The sequence below is a fragment of the Duganella sp. Root336D2 genome (assembly GCF_001425005.1).
Lineage (GTDB): Bacteria > Pseudomonadota > Gammaproteobacteria > Burkholderiales > Burkholderiaceae_D > Rugamonas.
The window spans coordinates 53,514-73,509 of sequence record NZ_LMDB01000006.1; the positions used below are offsets into that span (position 1 = coordinate 53,514).

At 61.9% G+C, this 19,996-nt stretch carries 16 protein-coding genes and 1 tRNA gene; 12 read left to right on the forward strand and 5 right to left on the reverse strand.

Annotated features, from left to right (window positions below):
- Positions 1–90: 90 nt before the first annotated feature.
- The 6 genes from thrC to ASD07_RS08270 all read left to right on the forward strand — a co-directional run bounded on the left by thrC (position 91) and on the right by ASD07_RS08270 (position 7,194).
- Positions 91–1,566, forward strand: a complete 1,476-nt coding sequence (thrC, locus tag ASD07_RS08245; protein ID WP_055927882.1) for a threonine synthase — start codon at positions 91–93, stop codon at positions 1,564–1,566.
- A 10-nt stretch (positions 1,567–1,576) separates the two neighbouring features.
- The gene (glp, locus tag ASD07_RS08250) at positions 1,577–2,773 is read left to right on the forward strand and encodes a gephyrin-like molybdotransferase Glp (RefSeq protein ID WP_055927993.1); all 1,197 of its coding nucleotides are present in this window, start codon (positions 1,577–1,579) and stop codon (positions 2,771–2,773) included.
- Between the two features lies 1 nt (position 2,774).
- Complete coding sequence (gene moaD, locus ASD07_RS08255) at positions 2,775–3,029, forward strand: molybdopterin converting factor subunit 1 (RefSeq protein ID WP_055927885.1); 255 nt, start codon at positions 2,775–2,777, stop codon at positions 3,027–3,029.
- Between the two features lie 169 nt (positions 3,030–3,198).
- A complete protein-coding gene (locus ASD07_RS08260; protein ID WP_055927888.1) occupies positions 3,199–4,017 on the forward strand; it encodes a phosphate ABC transporter substrate-binding protein in 819 nt (272 codons plus the stop codon).
- A 4-nt stretch (positions 4,018–4,021) separates the two neighbouring features.
- On the forward strand, positions 4,022–6,001 hold the full coding sequence (locus tag ASD07_RS08265) for a GGDEF domain-containing protein (protein WP_082507210.1): 1,980 nt from the start codon (positions 4,022–4,024) through the stop codon (positions 5,999–6,001).
- The gene (locus tag ASD07_RS08270; protein WP_055927894.1) at positions 5,974–7,194 is read left to right on the forward strand and encodes a TIGR03862 family flavoprotein; all 1,221 of its coding nucleotides are present in this window, start codon (positions 5,974–5,976) and stop codon (positions 7,192–7,194) included. The genes ASD07_RS08265 and ASD07_RS08270 overlap by 28 nt, the downstream gene beginning before the upstream one ends.
- Here ASD07_RS08270 and ASD07_RS08275 read toward each other — a convergent pair.
- The 5 genes from ASD07_RS08275 to hpnC all read right to left on the reverse strand — a co-directional run bounded on the left by ASD07_RS08275 (position 7,168) and on the right by hpnC (position 11,942).
- Positions 7,168–7,983: a head GIN domain-containing protein gene (locus ASD07_RS08275; RefSeq protein WP_055927896.1), complete on the reverse strand. Its 816-nt coding sequence runs from the start codon at positions 7,981–7,983 to the stop codon at positions 7,168–7,170. The two genes, ASD07_RS08270 and ASD07_RS08275, sit on opposite strands and share 27 nt — an antisense overlap.
- Before the next feature lie 11 nt (positions 7,984–7,994).
- Complete coding sequence (locus ASD07_RS08280) at positions 7,995–8,780, reverse strand: DUF1700 domain-containing protein (protein ID WP_055927898.1); 786 nt, start codon at positions 8,778–8,780, stop codon at positions 7,995–7,997.
- A 126-nt stretch (positions 8,781–8,906) separates the two neighbouring features.
- Positions 8,907–10,253, reverse strand: a complete 1,347-nt coding sequence (gene hpnE, locus ASD07_RS08285) for a hydroxysqualene dehydroxylase HpnE (protein ID WP_055927900.1) — start codon at positions 10,251–10,253, stop codon at positions 8,907–8,909.
- Complete coding sequence (gene hpnD / locus ASD07_RS08290) at positions 10,246–11,079, reverse strand: presqualene diphosphate synthase HpnD (RefSeq protein WP_055927903.1); 834 nt, start codon at positions 11,077–11,079, stop codon at positions 10,246–10,248. The genes hpnE and hpnD overlap by 8 nt, the downstream gene beginning before the upstream one ends.
- 38 nt (positions 11,080–11,117) lie before the next feature.
- Positions 11,118–11,942, reverse strand: coding sequence for a squalene synthase HpnC (gene hpnC, locus ASD07_RS08295; protein WP_055927907.1), 825 nt, complete (start codon positions 11,940–11,942; stop codon positions 11,118–11,120).
- 166 nt (positions 11,943–12,108) lie between these two features.
- Here hpnC and ASD07_RS08300 point away from each other — a divergent pair, with 166 nt between their 5' ends.
- The 6 genes from ASD07_RS08300 (at position 12,109) to clpX (ending at position 19,983) form a co-directional block, all read left to right on the forward strand.
- Positions 12,109–13,182, forward strand: coding sequence for an efflux RND transporter periplasmic adaptor subunit (locus tag ASD07_RS08300; RefSeq protein WP_229207097.1), 1,074 nt, complete (start codon positions 12,109–12,111; stop codon positions 13,180–13,182).
- A complete protein-coding gene (locus tag ASD07_RS08305) occupies positions 13,179–16,265 on the forward strand; it encodes an efflux RND transporter permease subunit (RefSeq protein ID WP_055927910.1) in 3,087 nt (1,028 codons plus the stop codon). The genes ASD07_RS08300 and ASD07_RS08305 overlap by 4 nt, the downstream gene beginning before the upstream one ends.
- A gap of 181 nt (positions 16,266–16,446) precedes the next feature.
- A tRNA-Leu gene (locus tag ASD07_RS08310) sits at positions 16,447–16,533 on the forward strand.
- A gap of 34 nt (positions 16,534–16,567) precedes the next feature.
- On the forward strand, positions 16,568–17,905 hold the full coding sequence (tig, locus tag ASD07_RS08315; protein ID WP_055927913.1) for a trigger factor: 1,338 nt from the start codon (positions 16,568–16,570) through the stop codon (positions 17,903–17,905).
- Positions 17,906–17,962: 57 nt separating this feature from the next.
- Positions 17,963–18,580, forward strand: a complete 618-nt coding sequence (gene clpP, locus ASD07_RS08320; protein WP_055927915.1) for an ATP-dependent Clp endopeptidase proteolytic subunit ClpP — start codon at positions 17,963–17,965, stop codon at positions 18,578–18,580.
- Positions 18,581–18,714: 134 nt separating this feature from the next.
- Positions 18,715–19,983, forward strand: a complete 1,269-nt coding sequence (gene clpX / locus ASD07_RS08325; RefSeq protein WP_055927918.1) for an ATP-dependent Clp protease ATP-binding subunit ClpX — start codon at positions 18,715–18,717, stop codon at positions 19,981–19,983.
- Positions 19,984–19,996: the final 13 nt, after the last annotated feature.

Sequence of the window (19,996 nt, forward strand, 5' to 3'; positions counted from 1 at the left end):
GAAAATTCCGAAATTTAGCTAAATTCACAAAGAAAGTCCGGTGGCACTATAATAAGTGTCCGTTTTCACCGCCACCGGACTTTCTACTTTATGCAATACGTGTCTACCCGGGCCGACGCGTCGGCTGCATCACACTCCCCCCAGCAATTTTCCGACATCCTCCTGGGTGGTCTGGCGCCGGACGGCGGCCTGTACCTGCCGGTCGAGTACCCGCAAGTTACCGGCGAAGAACTGAACAAGTGGCGCCACCTGTCCTACGCTGACCTGGCAGTAGAAATCCTGAAGAAGTTCGCCGGCGATATTCCAGAGGCCGACCTGCGCGCATTGGCCAGGAAGACCTACACCGCCGATGTCTACCGCAACGTGCGCGAAGGCGAGAATGCCGCCGACATCACCCCGCTGCGTGTGCTGGAAGAAGTCGATGGCAAGAAGCTGGTGCTGCAATCGCTGTCGAACGGCCCCACGCTGGCCTTCAAGGACATGGCGATGCAGTTGCTGGGCAACCTGTTCGAATACGCGCTGGCCAAACAAGACGCGCAGCTGAACATCTTCGGCGCGACTTCCGGCGACACCGGCAGCGCCGCTGAATATGCAATGCGTGGCAAGAAAGGCATCAAAGTCTTCATGCTGTCGCCGCACAAGAAGATGAGCGCCTTCCAGACCGCCCAGATGTTCAGCCTGCAGGATCCGAACATTTTCAATATTGCTGTCGAAGGCGTGTTCGACGATTGCCAGGACATGGTCAAGGCCGTGTCGAACGACCTGGAATTCAAGGCGCGCCAGAAGATCGGCACGGTAAATTCGATCAACTGGGCGCGCGTCGTGGCGCAGGTGGTGTATTACTTCCGCGGCTACCTCGCAGCGACCAGGAGCAATGAGCAGAAGGTGTCTTTCACCGTCCCATCGGGCAATTTCGGCAATATCTGCGCCGGCCATATCGCCCGCCAAATGGGCCTGCCGATCGACAAGCTGGTCGTTGCCACCAACGAGAACGACGTGCTGGACGAGTTCTTCCGCACCGGCATTTATCGCGTGCGCAAGTCTGCCGAGACCTATCACACCTCCAGCCCGTCGATGGACATTTCCAAGGCTTCGAACTTCGAACGCTTCGTGTTCGACCTGGTGAAGGGCGACGGCAAGCGTGTGCGCGAGCTGTTCAAGAAAGTGGAAACGGACGGCGGCTTCGACCTGTCCGGCGCACCGGGCAGCGATGGCGATGAGTTCAAACTGGCGGCCAGCTACGGCTTCAAGTCCGGTAAATCGACCCACGACGACCGCGTGCAAACCATCCGCGACGTGGCCGACGATTACGGCATCGTGATCGACACCCACACTGCGGACGGCATCAAGGTCGCCAAGGAATACATGGAGCCAGGCGTGCCGATGATCGTGCTGGAAACCGCACTGGCCGCCAAGTTCAACGAAACCATCCTGGAGGCGTTGGGTGAAGACGCCGAACGTCCAGCCGGTTTCGAAAATATCGAAGCGCTGCCGCAGCGCTTTGAAGTCATGCCGGCCGATGTGAGCAGGATGAAGGCTTACATCGCCGCCAACACAGGACTGTAAAGACATGGCAATGCTCGCCGTACGCGAAGCCCTCGATTTCCTGCTCTCCGCGGCCCGTCCGGTGGCCGCGGTGGAGAAGATCCCAACCCTGGAAGCCAATGGCCGCGTGCTTGCGAGCGCCGTGGTGTCCGGCATGAACGTCCCGGGCCACGACAATACGCAGATGGACGGCTACGCGGTGCGTGCCGCCGATTGCGCTAGCGGCAACGCAACGCTGACGGTCACCCAGCGCATCCCGGCCGGCCATGTCGGCCAGCCGCTGCTGCCTGGCTGCGCCGCGCGCATTTTCACCGGCGCCCTGATTCCTGAAGGCGCCGATGCTGTCGTGATGCAGGAACAATGCGAAGCGAATGACGGCCTGGTTACGATCCGCCACGCGCCGAAAACAGGCGAATGGATCCGCCGCACCGGCGAAGATATCAGCGTTGGCAGCGTGATCCTGGCCGCGGGCACGCGCCTGCGCAGCCAGGAACTTGGACTGGTTGCGTCGATCGGCATGGCGGAGCTGGACGTGCGCCGCAAGCTGCGCGTAGCCGTGTTCTTCACCGGCGATGAACTGGCGATGCCGGGCCAACCGCTGGCGCCGGGCGCCATCTACAATTCCAACCGCTTCACGCTGCGCGCTTTGCTGGAAAACCTGGGCTGCGAGGTACGCGATTTCGGCATCGTGCCGGACTCGCTGGATGCTACGCGCAATGTGCTGCGCCAGGCTTCAGACGGCAATGACCTGATCATCACCTCCGGCGGCGTGTCGGTCGGCGAAGAGGACCATATCAAGCCTGCCGTCGAAGCAGAGGGCAAACTGAATATGTGGCAGATCGCCGTCAAGCCGGGCAAGCCGTTGGCCTTCGGTGAAGTAGGGCAGGCGTTCTTCCTTGGCCTGCCGGGCAACCCGGTGTCGAGCTTCATCACCTTCCTGCTGTTCGTGCGCCCATTCCTGCTGCGACTGCAGGGCGCCGATGTCCCGGCACAAGCGCGCGGCATGATGCTGCGCGCAGATTTCAACTGGCCGAAAGCGGACCGCCGCAACGAATTCCTGCGCGCCAGGCTGAACCAGCAGGGCGGGCTGGACCTGTTCCCGAACCAGGGGTCTGCCGTGTTGACTTCGACGGTTTGGGGCGATGGCCTGGTGGACAACCCGCCGGGCAATCCGATCGCGCCGGGCGACGTTGTGCGTTTTATCCCCTTCAGTGAGCTGATGTATTGATATGCTGATCAACCTTAAGTATTTTGCCAGTGTGCGCGAGGCGCTGGGCAGTGGCGAGCAGGTCGTGCTGCCGGCAAGCGCCGAGACGGTGGGCGATGTGCGGGCATGGCTGCTGGCGCGCGGCGAGCCGTGGGCCAGTACCCTGGCCGAGGGCCGCGCCTTGCGCATGGCCTGCAACCAGCGCATGTGCGACGCGAGTACGCACGTTGCGCCAGGCGACGAAGTTGCCTTTTTCCCACCTGTGACAGGCGGTTAACGCTTATTGCTGTGCCGACGCAACAGTCGAGCTCCGACTGTTGACCGCAGGCATTGTCACGTTATACTTGATTGCATGTGGCCCAAAACCTGCGCCGCGTCCATCACCTCACATATCTCCCGTCGCCTCTTCCCTGCGGCTTATTCCCTTCCCTGCAAGGAGAGTCGCAATGGGTTTTGTCTTTGCCGCCCTTGGCCTGAATGGCCTCACCCGCAACCAGCTTCCAGTCCCGCCGCGCAAGCGCGCGCAGAAGCTTCATATCGCCGGCTCCACCACCATGGGGCCGTTACTGAAAGAAATCGCGTCCAAATACCGCCTGATGCACCCGGAGATCGGGATCGAAGTGGAACTGGGCGGTTCTTTACGTGGGCTGGACGACGTGCGTTCGGGGCATGCGCATATTGCGATGCTGTCGCGCGCACTCGCTCCCGCCGAACGCGATTTGTACGGCATTCCGATTGCTCGCGATGGCGTTGGCGTAGTAGTTCACGCCAATAATCCGGTGCGGGATTTGAGCGTCGAACAGCTGCAAGCCATTTTCACAGGGCGCATGCGCGAATGGCGCGATGCCGGTGGCGGCCGGGAACAGGTCTATGCATTGGGCGGTCTGCGCGATGGCGCGTCGAGTGCCTTGTTTGCACGCTTCCTGCGGCAAGCGCTGGATGATTTCAGCCTTAATGCAGCGGTGGAATCGAACATCGAACGGCTGGCCGTGGTGGCCGCGTGCGAAAACGCTATCGCCTACGTTTCAGTCGGCGCAGCGGAGCGCGCCATTTCGCAAGGCGTGTCGATACGCCTGCTGCCCATTTCGGGCGTTGCAGCCAGCAGCGCCAATATACGCAACGGCAGTTACCCGATCTGCCGTGTACTCACCCTGGCAAGCAGGGATGCGCCAACCGGCGTCGCACGAAGTTTCTTCGCCTTCTGCCTTTCCGCCCAAGTGAACGGCATCCTGTCGGCATTCGACTTTGTACCCTACCTGGACTGACGCCATGGAACATTCTATTTTGCTTGGGATGCTGGCTGCGTGTGCAGCAGCGACGACCATCAAATGGCTGCTGGCACGCGAAGCCGATCACCGGCGGGCCAATGCGCAAACTGATGAGCTGCTGCGCAGCAACCGGGCCTTGCGCATGGCTTCGCGTTGCCGCGTAGCGCTGCTGCACGCCGGCAGTGCGGAGGAAATGATGGCGGCTGTCTGCAAGGCCATCTCCGAAGAGGGCGGCTATTCGCTGGTGTGGACCGGTTTGTCGATGGCTGGCAGCAGCAGGGACTTGCTGGCCAGCGAGATCCAGGGCACGCCGGCAGGACGCTTCGCAGCAGCCGCAGGTGGCTTGCAACGCGGCTGCAGCTGCGAAGGCATTGCGCTCGATGTGATGTCGGATGCGAAATCCCGCCTGCGCCATGGGACGTCGGCAGAGTTCGGCTACCCAAGCGTGCTGGCCTTGCCCCTGGGCAGCGCCAGTGGAGATGCGGCGCCAATCGGGGTGCTGTGCGTATACTCGATCGCCCCCTGCGCTTTCGACAGCGATGACGTGCAAGTCTTGCAGGAACTGGCCACCGACCTGGCGCTTGGATTGAGCAATATGCACGCGGCACGCAGCCGCCGCGCGGCCGAGCAGGCGTCGGCCTGTCACGCCCAGCATGACCCGGCGACCGGCCTGGCCAGTCGCTCGCTGTTCAATGACCGCTTGCGCCAGGCCCTGGTAGCGGCGGAGCGCACCGGCCGCAAGGTGGCCGTGCTGGCACTGAGCATGGACCGTTACCGCGGCGTCAAGGCCAGCCTTGGTGCCGACGCCTGCAGCGCCTTGCTGATGCACGCGGCATCCGCCATGAAGTCCTGCCTGCACGAGGGCGATACGGTGGCCCACCTGCTTGGCAACGAATTCGCGGTGATCCTGTCCGACCTGATCAACGACGACGATGTGCTGCCGGTTGCGGGCAAGCTGCTCGAGGCCATCAAGGCACCGATGCGCTGGCAGGACAATATCGTGAATACCACAGCCAGCATCGGCATCGCATTGATGGGCGAGGATGGCGGCGAACCTTCGGTCATGCTGCGCTCGGCCAACTCGGCTATGGCGCATGCGGTCGGGCATGGCGGCAACCGCTTCCGTTTCGTCGCGCAGGAGATGAACGAGCGCGCCTCGCGCATGTTTGCGCTCGAGGCTGAACTGCGCAGCGCCCTGCTGCACAATGAAATGGTGGTGCATTACCAGCCGCGTGCGGCCCTGGGCGATGGCTGCCTGACCGCCGCCGAGGCGCTGGTGCGCTGGCAGCATCCGACGCGCGGCCTGGTGCCGCCGGCTGAGTTCCTGCCGCTGGCCGAGAGCAGCGGCCTGATTGTTCCGCTCGGAGCCTGGGTGATTCGGGAAGTGTGCCGCCAGCAAGGGGCGTGGCGCGACGCAGGCCTGCCAATGGTGCCGGTTTCGATCAACCTGTCGGCGCGCCAGTTCCGCGAAGAAGGGCTGGTGGAACATATTGAAGTGACGCTAGAGGAGTATGATGTGCCATCGGCCATGCTGAGTTTCGAGATCACGGAATCGATGGTGATGGAGGATCTCGACGATGCCGTGGCCCGCATGAACGAATTGAAGGCAATTGGCGTCAAGCTGTCGATGGACGACTTTGGCACCGGGCATTCCTCGCTGGCCCGCCTGCGCCTGCTGCCGCTGGACCAGCTGAAGATCGACCAGTCCTTCGTGCGCCAGCTCGGCAGCGAGCAAGCCGACGAAGCCATCTGCCGTTCCATCATCGACGTGGGCCACAACCTCAATATGCAGATCGTCGGCGTCGGGGTGGAAACGCTGCTGCAGCGCGAATGGCTGCGTGCCCACTACTGCGACGAGATGCAGGGCTGCTTCTTTGGGCGGCCCATGGCGGCGCAGGACTTTGCCCAACTGCTGGCGGCCGATCGCCCGAGATCGAATACAATGCTGCCCCTATGGAAAGCAATCAATTACAAGGTGTAGCGGTGATCGGCGGCGGCCCGGCCGGCCTGATGGCCGCCGAAGTATTGGCGGCGGCGGGCGTGCGGGTAGATGTCTACGACGCCATGCCTTCGGTCGGCCGCAAGTTCCTGCTGGCAGGCCGCGGCGGCATGAATATCACCCATTCCGAACCCTATGAGGCATTCTTGGCGCGCTACGGCAGCCGTGCCGGCGTCATGCGCCCGATGCTCGATGCCTTCAAGCCCGACGACTTGCGGGCCTGGGTGCATGGGCTGGGCATCGATACCTTTGTCGGCACCTCGGGCCGGGTTTTCCCGACCGAAATGAAGGCGGCGCCGATGTTGCGCGCCTGGTTGCACCGCCTGCGCGAAAGCGGGGTGCACTTCCACCAGCGCCATCGCTGGCTGGGCTGGACAGCTGACGACAGCTTGCGCTTCGCGACAGCGGCAGGCGAGCGCAGGGTGCGCCACGCTGCGGTGTTGCTCGCACTGGGCGGTGCAAGCTGGGCGCGCCTCGGCTCGGACGGGGCGTGGCAGCCCCTGTTGGCCGAACGCGGCGTCGGCATTGCGCCGCTGGTGCCTGCCAATTGCGGTTTCGATTCCGGCTGGAGCGCCCATTTCTCCGAAAAATACGCGGGCCAGCCGCTGACCACCGTGGCGATTGATGGCCGCAAGGGCCAGATGGTGGTCACCGCAACGGGCGTGGAAGGCAGCCTGGTTTATGCCCTGTCGGCCGGTATCCGCGACCGCATCGCCGCGCATGGCAGCGCGACTATCGAACTGGACCTGCTGCCGGACTGGCCGCTGGAGCGCCTGCGGCAGGAGTTGTCGCATCCGCGCGGCTCGCGCTCGATGTCGAGCTTCCTGCAAAGCCGGGTCCACATCAAGGGCGTCAAAACCGGCCTGCTGCACGAGGTACTGGACAAGGAGGCTTTCCATGACCCGCTGCGCGTGGCGGCGACCCTGAAGGCGCTGCCAATCACCCTGCGCGCGCCGCGCCCGATCGATGAAGCAATCAGCAGCGCGGGCGGGGTTCGTTTCGAGGCACTGGAAGGAACGATGCTGAAGGCGGTGCCGGGCGTGTTTGTTGCCGGCGAAATGCTGGATTGGGAGGCGCCGACCGGCGGCTACCTGCTCACCGCCTGTTTCGCCAGCGGCATGGCCGCCGGCAAGGACATGCTGCGCTACTTAATGAACCCAGCTGACGCCGCCTGAACCGCTGCGGCTGACGTTGCGTTCCGCAGGATTGCCAAACACGCGGATATTGCCGGTACCCTTGACGGTGAGATCGGCCGATTGGCGGGCAAACACATTGGTGGTGCCGGAACCGAGCAGGGTCACGGCCACCTTATCGGTCGCCAGGTGCTCCGCATCGAGGTCGCCGGAACCGGTGACTTCCGCGGTCAGCTCCTTGCAACTGCCGCTGGAAGTGATTGCGCCCGAGCCCACCATCTCCAGCATGACTTTCTCGCCGTGGCCGGTGTTCAGGTTCAGGTCACCACTGCCGTGCACTCCGGCCTCGACATTCTTGTAGCGGCCGTTGAAGGTCAGGTTGCCCGAGCCTTGCAGCTGTACGCTCAGGTGCTCGCCGCTGAAACCATTGACGTTGCTGTCGCCGCTGCCGTTGATCACCAGTTCGTGCAGGGACGGCAGCACCAGCTCCACTTCAATCGGGCGGCGCGGGTGCAGCAGCAGCCCTTTCGAACCAATGCGCAGGGTCGAGCCATCCTGTTCGGTGCCGATATTGCCCAGCAGCCGCTGCTCGCCGCGTACTTTGAGCGAGGGCACATCGCCTTGTTTCAGGCGCAGGTCGATCGGGCCGACCAGTTCAACGCTGGAAATCGTCGCGCTCACTTCGCGCACTTCGGTGCGGGCGGCGCGGCCGGCCACGCTGGTCGGGTTGGCGGCGCCCTGGGCGCGCAGCATGCTGTAGGTGACGCCAGTCAGCAGCACCGCCAGCAAGGCCAGCCCGAAGCCGATTTTGAGCAGGGAACGGAGGTTCATTGCGTTTCCTTTCAGCGGCCGCGCAGCAGCGCAACATTCATCTGGATGTAGCGTTTCAGGCCGATCAGCGAGTAACGCGTCACCACGATGCTGGCCAGGCTCAGGACGATGCCGAGCAGTATCAGGCCGATGCCGACAGCGGTCTGCGTCGCGCGCGATTCGTTATCGAGGTCGGAGATGATGCGCACGCCGCCTTCGGCCATGGCTTCCGCACCTTCCAGCCACTTCTCGGATTTGCTGTCCGCCTCATCCCATTCCTTGCGCAGGCCGGCCGAAGGTTCCTGGAACACCTCGATGCCGTGGTCGCTGATCGAAATCTTGGTTTGCATGCGGGCGTCCACCTGGTCGCCTGCGTCGTCGAAAATGACAAGGTGGCGCAGCGGGCCGGTCAGGACCAGCTCATTGGCGCCGGCCAGGCCGGTTGCGGTAATGGCAATGCCGCTGATGTAAAAGGCGAAGGCGCTGGCGTAGATCGACACCAGCAAAGCAGAAAAGACTGCTGCCGGCACCACCATGAAGAGGTTGAAGATGCCGAGGCCAATGAGCGAGAGCAGCATGCGGGCCAGGTTGGCCGGATTGCTCTTTTGCTCGAATGCGCTGCGGTGGGCGTTGGCGCGCAGGGTCATGGCGATCTTGCGCGGCTCATCCAGTTCGGCCGCGATTTCCTCTTCAGTCCTGCCGGCGGCCAGGCTGTCGATAAAGCGCTGTTCGTAGTAAGCCATCGTCTTGGCCGCCACGTCGGGCGGCAAGCCGGCGAGGGCTTTCTTCAGTGCGTCAAGGTACTCATGCTTGCTCATTGGAAACTCAAGCCTCCGGTTGTTCCATGATCGCACTGTATCGTTGGCACCAGGGCGGCTCCACTTGTTTACGACAGGATGCAGAAATGGGGGAGCAGGCGACTGAAAAGCGGGACAGGCGGGACATCAAACTTTCGCTTTCGCGAGCAGGCGGGCGGCTTGTACGCCGCTGCGGACGGCCATTTCGAGCGTTGCAGGGTAGTCGCCGGCGGTATAGTCGCCGGCCAGGACCAGGCCTTTGGCCGGAGTTTCGTTGGCGGGGCGCTTCAGGCCCGGCGTGCAGGCGTAGGTGGCGCGTTTTTCGGTGATGACTTTGCTCCAGGCCGGCTGCGCGAACTCTGGCCGCCGCAGGTCGGCCGCCAGTTGCGCCGCCACTGCTGCCGTCAATACATCCTGCGGCAGGCCGGCCGCGTCGCTGGAAGCGCTGATCACGACGGCAAACAGGCCGTCCTGCCGGGCATCGAGCTGGCCGCGATCAAAGACGAATTGGCCCCAGCGCTGGCTTGCAGGATCGTCAACCAGGGCGAAGAACGGGATCTCCAGGCGCGTGCCGGGGGCATATTGCAGGTAGCAGGTGGTGATCGGCTCGGGCTCGAACGCGGCCAGCTGGCTTGCCAGTTCGGCAAAGCCCGGCATGCCTTCAACCAGTGCGATGGTCGCGCTGGACGAGGCGGCGAGCACGACGCCATCGAAATTGCCGCTCCAATCGCCGCCAACGGCCGCGCCGCTCGCCTCCACGCGCCAGCTGCCGGCAGCCGCTTGGAGGGCGCTGACTTTGGCGCCCAGGTGGATGGTGTTGCCCTTTGCCTGCAGCCAGGCTGCCGCGGCATCCGGGAAGAGGGCGGAAAGGTCGGCGCGCGGCACCAGCATATCGGAGGCGGCGCGGCGTGCGCCAAGGCTGTCGCGCAGCACGGCCAGGAATACCTGCGCCGATGCGCGTTCCGGCGGCGTATTCAGCGCGGCCAGGCACAATGGCCGCCACATCAACGTCACAAGGCGCGGCGTCTGGTCGAAGCGTTGCAGCAGCTCCGCCACGCTGCAATCATTGTTCAAACGCCAATCCATCCAGCGTGCGGTAGTGGTGAAGCGCGCCAGCGCCATCTTGTCCTCGCGCGCCAGGCCGCGCGCGCGCAGCAAGGCGATGCCGACATGCAGCGGCGCCGGCAGGCGCGGGGCCAGGAAGTTCATGCCATCGCCGCCAGGCGGATAGCGCATCTGCAAGGGCAGGGTGAGGACGGCCGAGCGTAAATCCACGCCAACGGCGCGCATGATGCGCAGCGATTCGGAATAAGCCCCCAGCATGATGTGCTGGCCGTTATCCAGCTCGCGCCCCTCGACAGCGACGCGCCGCGCCCGCCCGCCCAAGGTGCGGGCAGCCTCGAAAACCGTCACCTGGTGGCCAGCCCGCACCAGTTCGACCGCGGCGGCAAAACCCGCCCAGCCGCCGCCGGCTACCGCAAAGTGCTTAGCCACGAACCCAGGTCTTCCAGGCCAGCCACAGTTTGCGGATAGGTGTCAGCGAAATGCGTTGCTTGAGGACGTGGTAGCCGTCCTCTTCGATCTCGTTCAGCAGGGTGCGGTAAATCGCTGCCATGATCAGGCCCGGGCGCTGGGCGCGCCGGTCTTCCTTCGGCAGCAGTGCAAATGCTTCGTCATAAGCCTTCTGCGCGCGCGCCACCTGGAATGCCATCAGTTTCGAGAAATTCTCGGTCTCGCGCGCGTTCAGCAGGTCCGCCGCAGTCACATTGAACTGCTGCAGCTCATTGACCGGCAGGTAAATGCGGCCTTTGCGGGCGTCTTCGCCTACGTCGCGGATGATATTGGTGAGCTGGAAGGCATGGCCCAGCTTTTCGGCGTACCTCAGCGTCTCCGGGCGGGTCACGCCGAAAATCGACGCCGACAGGATGCCGACTACGCTGGCCACGTGCCAGCAATACTTCGACATGCCCGCGTAATCCAGGTAGCGGGTCTGGTTCAAGTCCATCTCCATGCCATCGATGATGGCCTGCATATGTTCTTGCTTCAGGTCGTACACGGCGAGATGCGGCTGCAAGGCCTGGGTGACAGGGTGCGACTGCTTGCCTTCATACATCTGGGCGATTTCGTTGCGCCACCAGGCCAGCTTGATGCGTGCCAGCGACTCATCGCTGCATTCATCGACGGTGTCGTCAACCTCGCGGCAGAAGGCGTACAGCGCCGTGATGGCACGGCGGCGCTCCGGTGGCAGGAACAGGAAGCTGTAATAGAAACTGGAGCCGCTGGCGGCGGCCTTCTGCTGGCAGTATTCGTCGGGGGACATGTTCTTATGGCTTGGGTAATGCTGACAAAGGCGCTATTTTATAGTGAAGAAGGCTTCATCCGAAGCGCGCGCCATAAAAGCTTGAACCAATCGCGCTTTTGCAGCGTCGGACGACGCAGGAAAACGTCATAATCGACTTCCTCGATTGCCTCCAGGATGCGCAGGCCGCCCTGGACCACCAGGCGCAGCTCCAGGCCGATGCGGCCTTTCAGGCGGCAGGCCAGCGGGGCGCCGGATAGCATCAGGGCGCGGGCGCGGTCGACCTCGAACTTCATCATGGCGCGCCATTTTGCCCTGTTATCGGGGCGCGCGAGGTGGGCCGGCGACAGCGCATAGCGGGCCAGGTCTTCCATTGGCAGGTAGATGCGCTCCTTATGCTCGTCGATCGCCACATCTTGCAGGAAGTTGATGAGCTGCAGGGCGGAGCAGATGGCGTCCGACTGGCGGACATTCTCTTCACTGGCGGCGCCGTACAGGTGCAGCATCAGCAGGCCGACCGGGTTGGCCGAGCGGGCGCAGTAATCGAGCAGGGACGCGTAGTCCTGGTAGCGGTGCACCACAATGTCCTGCTTGAAGGCGGACAGCAGGTCGTAGAAAGGGCGCAGCGGCAGTTTATGCTGTTCGATGACGGCAGCCAGCCGCTCGAACATCGGCTCAGGGCCGCCTTCTGCGCGTTCGATGCGGCCCAGCGCTTCTTCATAGGCCGCCAGGGCCGCCAGGCGCTGTTCCGGCGTGGCGACGCCTTCGTCGGCGATATCGTCGGCGCTGCGGGCAAAGGCATAAATCGCCTCCACTGCCGGACGCAGCCGGCGCGGCATCAGGATGGACGCGACAGGGAAATTCTCGTAATGGTCAACGGACATAGAGGTGCTGTTCTAAATTAATGACGCGAAAGTCATTTGCAAGTTCGGTTGACCCGGCTATAATTTTTTCTTACTAAACGGAAAGTCAGTTAGTTCCAAACGGGAAATAATAATGGCAAACATGCACTCCCGGCAATTGCCAGAGACACTAAAAAGGAATTCCATCGTGTTCGTAGCGAAAAAACTCCCCCTGGTTGCGGCTTGCGCTTTGCTGCTCGCAGCCTGTTCGAAAGAAGCCCCCAGGACCGAAGACATCCGGCCGGTGCGCGCCATGGTGCTGCAAAGCTCGGACATCGATGTGAATGCCGAATTCTCCGGCGAAGTCCGTTCGCGCGTCGAATCGCGCCTGGGATTCCGGGTTGGCGGCAAGATTATCTCCCGCAAAGTGGATGTGGGGAGCGTGGTCAAGCGCGGCCAGGTCCTGATGGACCTTGATCCCCAGGATTTGAAGCTGTCGCAGGCGCAGTCCATGGCTGCCTTGCGCGCGGCGGAAACCACGCGCGACCTGGCCAGCGCGGAATTGAAGCGCTACCAGGAGCTGCGCGACAAGAACTTCGTCAGCCAGGCTATCCTCGATGCCAAGCTGTCGGCCTATAAGTCGGCGCAGGCGCAAGTCGATTCGGCGCAGGCGGCGTATCGCGGCATGTCCAACCAGGCCGGCTACGCCAGCCTTGAGTCGGACATCGATGGCGTAGTCACCGCGGTCGATGCGGAAGTCGGGCAGGTGGTGTCGCCCGGCACGCCGGTCGTGCGCGTGGCCAAGACCGATGAAAAGGAAATTGTGTTCGGCGTGCCTGAAGACAAAGTCGACACCCTGCGCGCCATCACGGACGTGCATGTGCGCCTGTGGGCCAGCCCGGGTAAAACCGTGATAGGCAAGATCCGCGAGATCTCCCCGGTGGCCGATCCCTTCACCCGTACTTATGCCTTCCGCGTGTCGATTCCCTCCAGCCTCGCCGAAGCCAAATTGGGCATGACTGCGCTGGTGGCTTTTGCCTCGCGCACGCCGCAGCCGCAGATCAAGGTGCCGTTGACGGCCTTGTTCCATGAGAAGGCCGCGACCTCCGTGTGGGTGGTTGAAAACGGCGTCGTGCGCCTGGTACCGGTCACTGTGAACGGCGTCTCGGGTAACGAACTGGTCCTGGGCAGCGGCGTGAAGCCCGGCCAGACGGTCGTTACCGCAGGCGTCAACCTGCTGAAGCCTGGCCAGAAGGTAACCATTCTCGGAGCTGCTAAATGAAGGGCTTCAACCTTTCGCGCTGGGCGCTGGAGCACATTCCGCTCACGCGCTACCTGATTGCGGTGCTGCTGCTGGGCGGCATGCTGGCGTACAAGAACCTGGGGCAGGATGAAGATCCGCCGTTTACCTTCCGTTCGATGGTGGTGCAAGCCTTCTGGCCCGGCGCCACCTCGCTGCAGATGGCCGAACAGGTCACCGACAAGCTGGAAAAGAAGCTGCAGGAAACGCCGTTCATTCACGAAATCACCAGCTATTCGAAACCGGGCCAGACGCTGATCATTCTCAGCCTGCGCGAGTCGACTCCGCCCAAAGAGGTGGCCCAGGCCTGGTACCAGGTGCGCAAGAAAATCGGCGACATCCGTTCGACGCTGCCTGCCGGCGTGCAGGGCCCCGTTTTCAACGATGAATTCGGCGATACCTATGGCTCGATCTTTGCGCTGTCCGGTGACGGCTTTAACTATGCGGAGTTGAAAGACTACGCGGACCTGGTGCGCCAGCAGCTGCTTGGCGTGAAGAAGGTGTCCAAGGTCGAACTGTTCGGCGTACAGGACGAGAAGATCAATATCGAGTTCTCGCACAAGAAGTTCGCCCAGCTGGGACTGACCATCGAGCAGATCGCCAACCAGATCGCCACCCAGAACGTGGTGGAGGCGACAGGCGTTGTGGTGACGCCGACCGACAACCTGCAAGTGCGCGTTTCCGGCGCGCTGCGCACGGTCAAGGACCTGGAAGAGCTGGAGCTGCGTGCCAATAACACGACCTTCCGCCTGGGCGACTTCGCGACCATCAAACGCGAATACCTCGATCCTCCGCGCGACAAGATGCGCTTCAACGGCAAAGAGGTGATCGGACTTGGCGTGTCGATGGAGAAGGGCGGCAACATCATCCAGATGGGCAAGGACCTGGAGAAGACCGTCAACGCCATGAAAACCAAGCTGCCGGTCGGTATTGAACTGGAGCGCGTGTCGGACCAGCCCGCCGCGGTTACCGCGTCGGTGGGCGAATTCCTGCATACCCTGATCGAAGCGGTGCTGATCGTGCTGGCAGTGAGCTTCGTTTCGCTCGGCCTGCATACCAAGCCCAAGCTGCGCCTGGATACGCGTCCCGGCCTGGTGGTGGCATTGACCATCCCGCTGGTGCTGGCGGTAACCTTCCTGTTCATGCGCATACTGGACATCGACCTGCACAAGATCTCGCTGGGCGCCCTGATTATCGCGCTCGGCCTGCTGGTCGACGACGCCATCATTGCCGTTGAAATGATGGTGCGGAAGATGGAGGAGGGCCATTCGCGGCTCGAAGCGGCGACCTTCGCCTACACCTCCACGGCCATGCCGATGCTGACCGGCACCCTGATCACCGTCGCAGGCTTCCTGCCGATCGGCCTTGCCGCATCGGCGGCAGGCGAATACACCTTCTCGCTGTTCTCGGTGAATGCGATTGCGCTGGTGACTTCGTGGATCGTGGCCGTGGTGTTCACGCCCTACATCGGTTACATCCTGCTGAAGGTGAAGCCGCACTCCGAGGGCGGCGGCCATCACGAACTGTTCGATACGCCGGGCTACCGCAAGTTCCGCTCCATCGTGAACTGGTGCGTGGAATACCGCAAGACCACGATCGTGGCCACGCTGGTGGTGTTCTTCCTGGGCGTGTACGGCTTCAAGTTCATCGAGAAGCAGTTCTTCCCGGATTCCAGCCGCCCGGAGCTGATGGTGGAGATGTGGTCGCCGGAAGGCACGGCGTTCGCGCAGACCGAACGCCAGGCGAAGAAATTTGAAGAGTTCATCCGCAAGGAGCCGGGTGTGGCCAGCGTGACGACCTATGTCGGCACCGGCAGCCCGCGCTTCTACCTGCCGCTGAACCAGATCTTCCCGCAGACCAACGTGTCGCAGACCGTGGTGCTGGCGAAAGACCTGCGTTCGCGTGAAGAACTGCGCAAGAAGATCAGCAATGTCTTCAAGACCGACTTCCCGGAAGTGCGCGGCCGGGTGCAGTTGTTGCCGAACGGCCCGCCGGTGCCGTACCCGGTGCAGTTCCGCATCACGGGTACCGAGGTGGAAGGTGTGCGCTCGATTGCCGACCAGGTGAAGGACATCGTGCGCGCCAACCCCAACGCGGTGGGCGTCAACGACAACTGGAACGAATCGATCAAGGTGCTGCGCCTTGACCTAAACCAGGACAAGATGCGTGCGCTGGGCGTAACGTCGCAAACCGTGATGCGAGCGGCGAACACGATCCTTTCGGGTACGCCGATTGGACAGTTCCGCGAAGGCATCCGCCTGATCGACATCCAGGTGCGCCAGCCGCTGGACGAGCGCAGCACCATTGCGGTCCTGAACGACACTTACATTCCGACCAATAGCGGCCGTTCGGTGCCGATCTCGCAACTGGCGCGCGTGCATTTCGTCTGGGAGCCGGGTGTCGTGTGGCGCGAAGGCCGCGAATGGGCGATTACCGTGCAGTCGGACGTGGTGGAGGGCGTGCAGGGGCCGACCGTGTCGGGCCAGATCAATCCGAAGCTCGATGAGCTGCGCGCCAAGCTGCCGCCGGGCTACGAGATCAAGGTCAAGGGCGCCGCTTCGGACAGCAGCGCAGCAGAGGAGTCGATTGCCGCCAACTTGCCGCTGGCCGTGTTCATCATCTTCACCTTGCTCATGCTGCAGCTGCACAGCTTCTCGCGTGCGCTGCTGGTGTTCCTGACCGGGCCGCTGGGCGTGGCCGGGGCGGCGATGGCGCTGCTGGTGATGGGAAGGCCGCTGGGCTTTGTCGCAAACCTGGGCATTATTGCGCTGTTCGGCATGATTATCCGTAACTCGGTAATCCTGGTGGACCAGATCGAGCAGGATATCAAGGCCGGGGTGCCGGCATGGGATGCGATCGTGGAATCGGCGGTGCGGCGTTGCCGGCCGATCATCCTGACCGCGGCGGCGGCGGCGCTGGCCATGATTCCGTTGTCGCGCTCCGTGTTCTGGGGGCCGATGGCGGTGGCGATCATGGGTGGGCTGATCCTGGCGACCGCGCTGACCTTGCTGTTCTTGCCGGCTTTGTATGCGGCGTGGTTCCGTGTGCCAAAACCAAACCGATAAGCAGTGCCTGACCCTGCGGGTCAGGCATCGGGGTTGCCGGTTTTGCCCAAATGTTGCGCATAACGCAAAAAACCACTTCCGCACTCCAGAAACACCGTATAGAATGCCGGGTTGAAGTTGAAAGCCCCGGGCGACCCCGTTTTCACTGTAAGGTCGCCCTTTGCTTTTGTGCAAATATGCCGCGAGGATGGCGAAATTGGTAGACGCACCAGGTTTAGGTCCTGACGCCAGCAATGGTGTGGGGGTTCGAGTCCCCCTCCTCGCACCATAAGTACACTTATTTTTATTGGACGATTTTTACAATGGCCACTGCAGTTGAAACCCTGGGCACTCTCGAACGCCGCATGACGATTTCCTTCCCACTGTCGGACGTACGTTCCGAGGTGGAAAAGCGCCTGAAAGTACAGGCTCGCTCCGCACGTGCTCCTGGCTTCCGTCCAGGTAAAGTGCCAATGAAGATGGTTGCCGCACAATACGGCTACCAGATCGAAACCGAAGTGCTGAACGACAAAGTCGGCCGCGCTTTCAACGATGCCGCCAATGAAAACCAGCTGCGCGTTGCAGGTTTCCCACGCATCGAGCCAAAACAAGACGCACCGGAAGGCCAATTGTCCTTCGACGCAACGTTCGAAGTGTACCCGGAAGTCGAAGTTGGCGACCTGACCAAGGTTGAGATCGAAACCGTCAAGTCCAACGTGACCGACGTAGAAATCGACAAGACCATCGACATCCTGCGCAAACAGCGCGTGCACTTCCACGTGAAGGGCGAGAAGGGCGAACACGGCGACGGCGGCGAAGCTATCGCTGCCAACGGCGACCGCGTGACCGTGGACTTCGTCGGCTCCATCGATGGCGTTGAGTTCCCAGGCGGTAAAGCCGAAGGCTACCCGTTCGTGCTGGGCGAAGGCCGCATGCTGCCGGAATTCGAAGCCGCGACCGTCGGCCTGAAAGTTGGCGAAGCCAAGACCTTCCCGCTGTCGTTCCCAGAGGACTACCATGGCAAGGACGTGGCTGGGAAAACCGCCGAGTTCACCATCACCCTGAAGAACCTGGAATGGGCGCACCTGCCGGAAGTCGACGCGGAATTCGCTAAGTCGCTGGGCGTGCCTGACGGCGACCTGGCCAAAATGCGCGAAGACATCAAGGTGAACCTGGAGCGCGAAGTTGCCGGCCGCGTCAAGGCGCGCAACAAAGAAGCCGTGATGGACACCCTGGTGAAGACCGCGACCCTGGAAGTGCCACAGTCGCTGATCGCACAAGACACCGAGCGCCTGGCGGAAATGACCCGCCAGGACATGGCTCAGCGCGGCATGAACGTAAAAGATGTACCATTCCCTCCAGAGCTGTTCAAGGACAAAGCCGAGCGTCGCGTACGCCTGGGCCTGATCCTGTCCAAGCTGGTGGCTGACCAGAACCTGCAGGCTACCCCTGACCAGGTGAAGGCGCAGATCGAAGACTTCGCGCAAAGCTACGAGGATCCACGCGAAGTGCTGAAGTACTACTACTCCGATCGCCGCCGCCTGGCTGAAGTCGAAGCTCTTGTATTGGAAGAAAACGTCGTTACTTACGTCCTGGGCCTGTGCAAGAACGTCTCGAAAGAAATTCCTTTCGACGAACTCATGGGAAGCGTACAAGCTTAATAGCTTGATATCATTCGACGCCGGCCCCGAGCCGGCGTTGTTTTCAAAGGAATTGGAATGAATCGTAATCCCGCACTCGATACGGAAATGCTCGGCCTGGTGCCGATGGTGATCGAACAAAGCGGCCGCGGTGAGCGCTCGTACGATATCTACTCGCGCCTGCTGAAGGAACGCGTGATCTTCATGGTCGGTCCGGTCAACGACCAGATGGCCAACCTGATTGTCGCCCAGCTGCTGTTCCTGGAAAGCGAAAATCCGGACAAGGACATCTCGCTGTACATCAATTCCCCTGGCGGTTCCGTTTCCGCGGGCCTGGCGATCTTCGACACCATGCAGTTCATCAAGCCTGATGTGTCGACCCTGTGCACCGGCATGGCCGCTTCCATGGGCGCCTTCCTGCTGGCCGCAGGCGCCAAGGGCAAGCGTTTCTCGCTGCCGAACAGCCGCATCATGATTCACCAGCCGTCCGGCGGCTCGCAAGGCATGGCGTCGGATATCGAGATCCAGGCGAAAGAGATCCTGTACCTGCGTCATCGCCTGAACAGCATCATGGCAGAACGCACCGGCCAGTCGATCGAACAAATCGCCAAGGATACCGACCGCGACCGCTTCATGTCTTCGGACGAGGCAGCGGAATATGGCCTGATCGACAAAGTCTTGACCAGCCGCGCATAAGCGTCCTTGCAAGTCGACGCCCGGACGCTACAACGTTCGGGCGTTTTGCTTTTATTTCGGGTAGCATGTGGTTGTGCGCAGGATTTCTTGCTTGTGCGCACGGCAAATTTGCACCAAAACTAAAGATTAGTCCCATGTCAGAGAAAAAATCCTCCAGCGGTGAAAAACTCCTTTACTGCTCGTTCTGCGGCAAAAGCCAGCACGAGGTGAAGAAGCTGATTGCCGGCCCGTCCGTCTTCATCTGCGATGAATGCATTGACTTGTGCAATGACATCATCCGCGACGAGACCTCCAGCATCGAATCTGTCACGGGTGCCAAGTCGGACCTGCCGACCCCGCTGGAAATCACCGAACTGCTGAACCAGTACGTGATTGGCCAGTCGACTGCCAAGCGCATCCTGTCCGTGGCGGTGTACAACCATTACAAGCGCCTGAAACACCTTGGCAAGAAGGACGACGTTGAACTGGCCAAGTCCAACATCCTGCTGGTGGGCCCGACCGGCTCCGGCAAGACCCTGCTGGCCCAGACCCTGGCGCGCATGCTGAATGTGCCGTTCGTGATCGCCGACGCGACCACCCTGACCGAAGCCGGTTATGTGGGCGAAGACGTGGAAAACATCATCCAGAAGCTGCTGCAAAGCTGCAACTATGATGTTGAAAAAGCACAGCGCGGCATCGTCTACATTGATGAAATCGACAAGATTTCCCGTAAGTCCGACAACCCGTCGATCACCCGCGACGTTTCGGGTGAGGGCGTGCAGCAGGCGCTGCTGAAGCTGATCGAAGGCACCATGGCTTCCGTGCCACCGCAAGGCGGCCGCAAGCATCCGAACCAGGATTTCGTGCAGATCGACACGACCAATATCATGTTCATCTGCGGCGGCGCATTTGACGGCCTGGCCAAGATCATCTCCAACCGTTCCGAAAAGTCCGGCATCGGCTTCGCGGCGGAAGTGAAGAGCAAGGAACAGCGTTCGAACAGCGACCTGATGCTGGACGCCGAGCCGGAAGACCTGATCAAGTTCGGCCTGATCCCTGAACTGGTGGGCCGCCTGCCGGTGGTGGCGACCCTGGCCGAACTGACCGAAGAAGCCCTGATCGAAATCCTGGTCGAGCCGAAAAATGCGCTGGTCAAACAGTATTCGAAGCTGCTGGAAATGGAAGGCGCCGAACTGGAAATCCGTCCTGCCGCCTTGCACGCCATCGCCCGCAAGGCACTGGCTCGCAAGACCGGTGCCCGCGGCCTGCGTTCCATCCTGGAACACGCGTTGCTGGACATTATGTTCGACCTGCCAAACCAAACGAACGTCACCAAAGTCGTTATCGATGAAAATACGATCACCAGTGGCGCAAAACCCCTCCTGATTTATCAGGAATCCCCCAAAGCTGCAGGGGAAAATTAAATAGGGTTTTGAA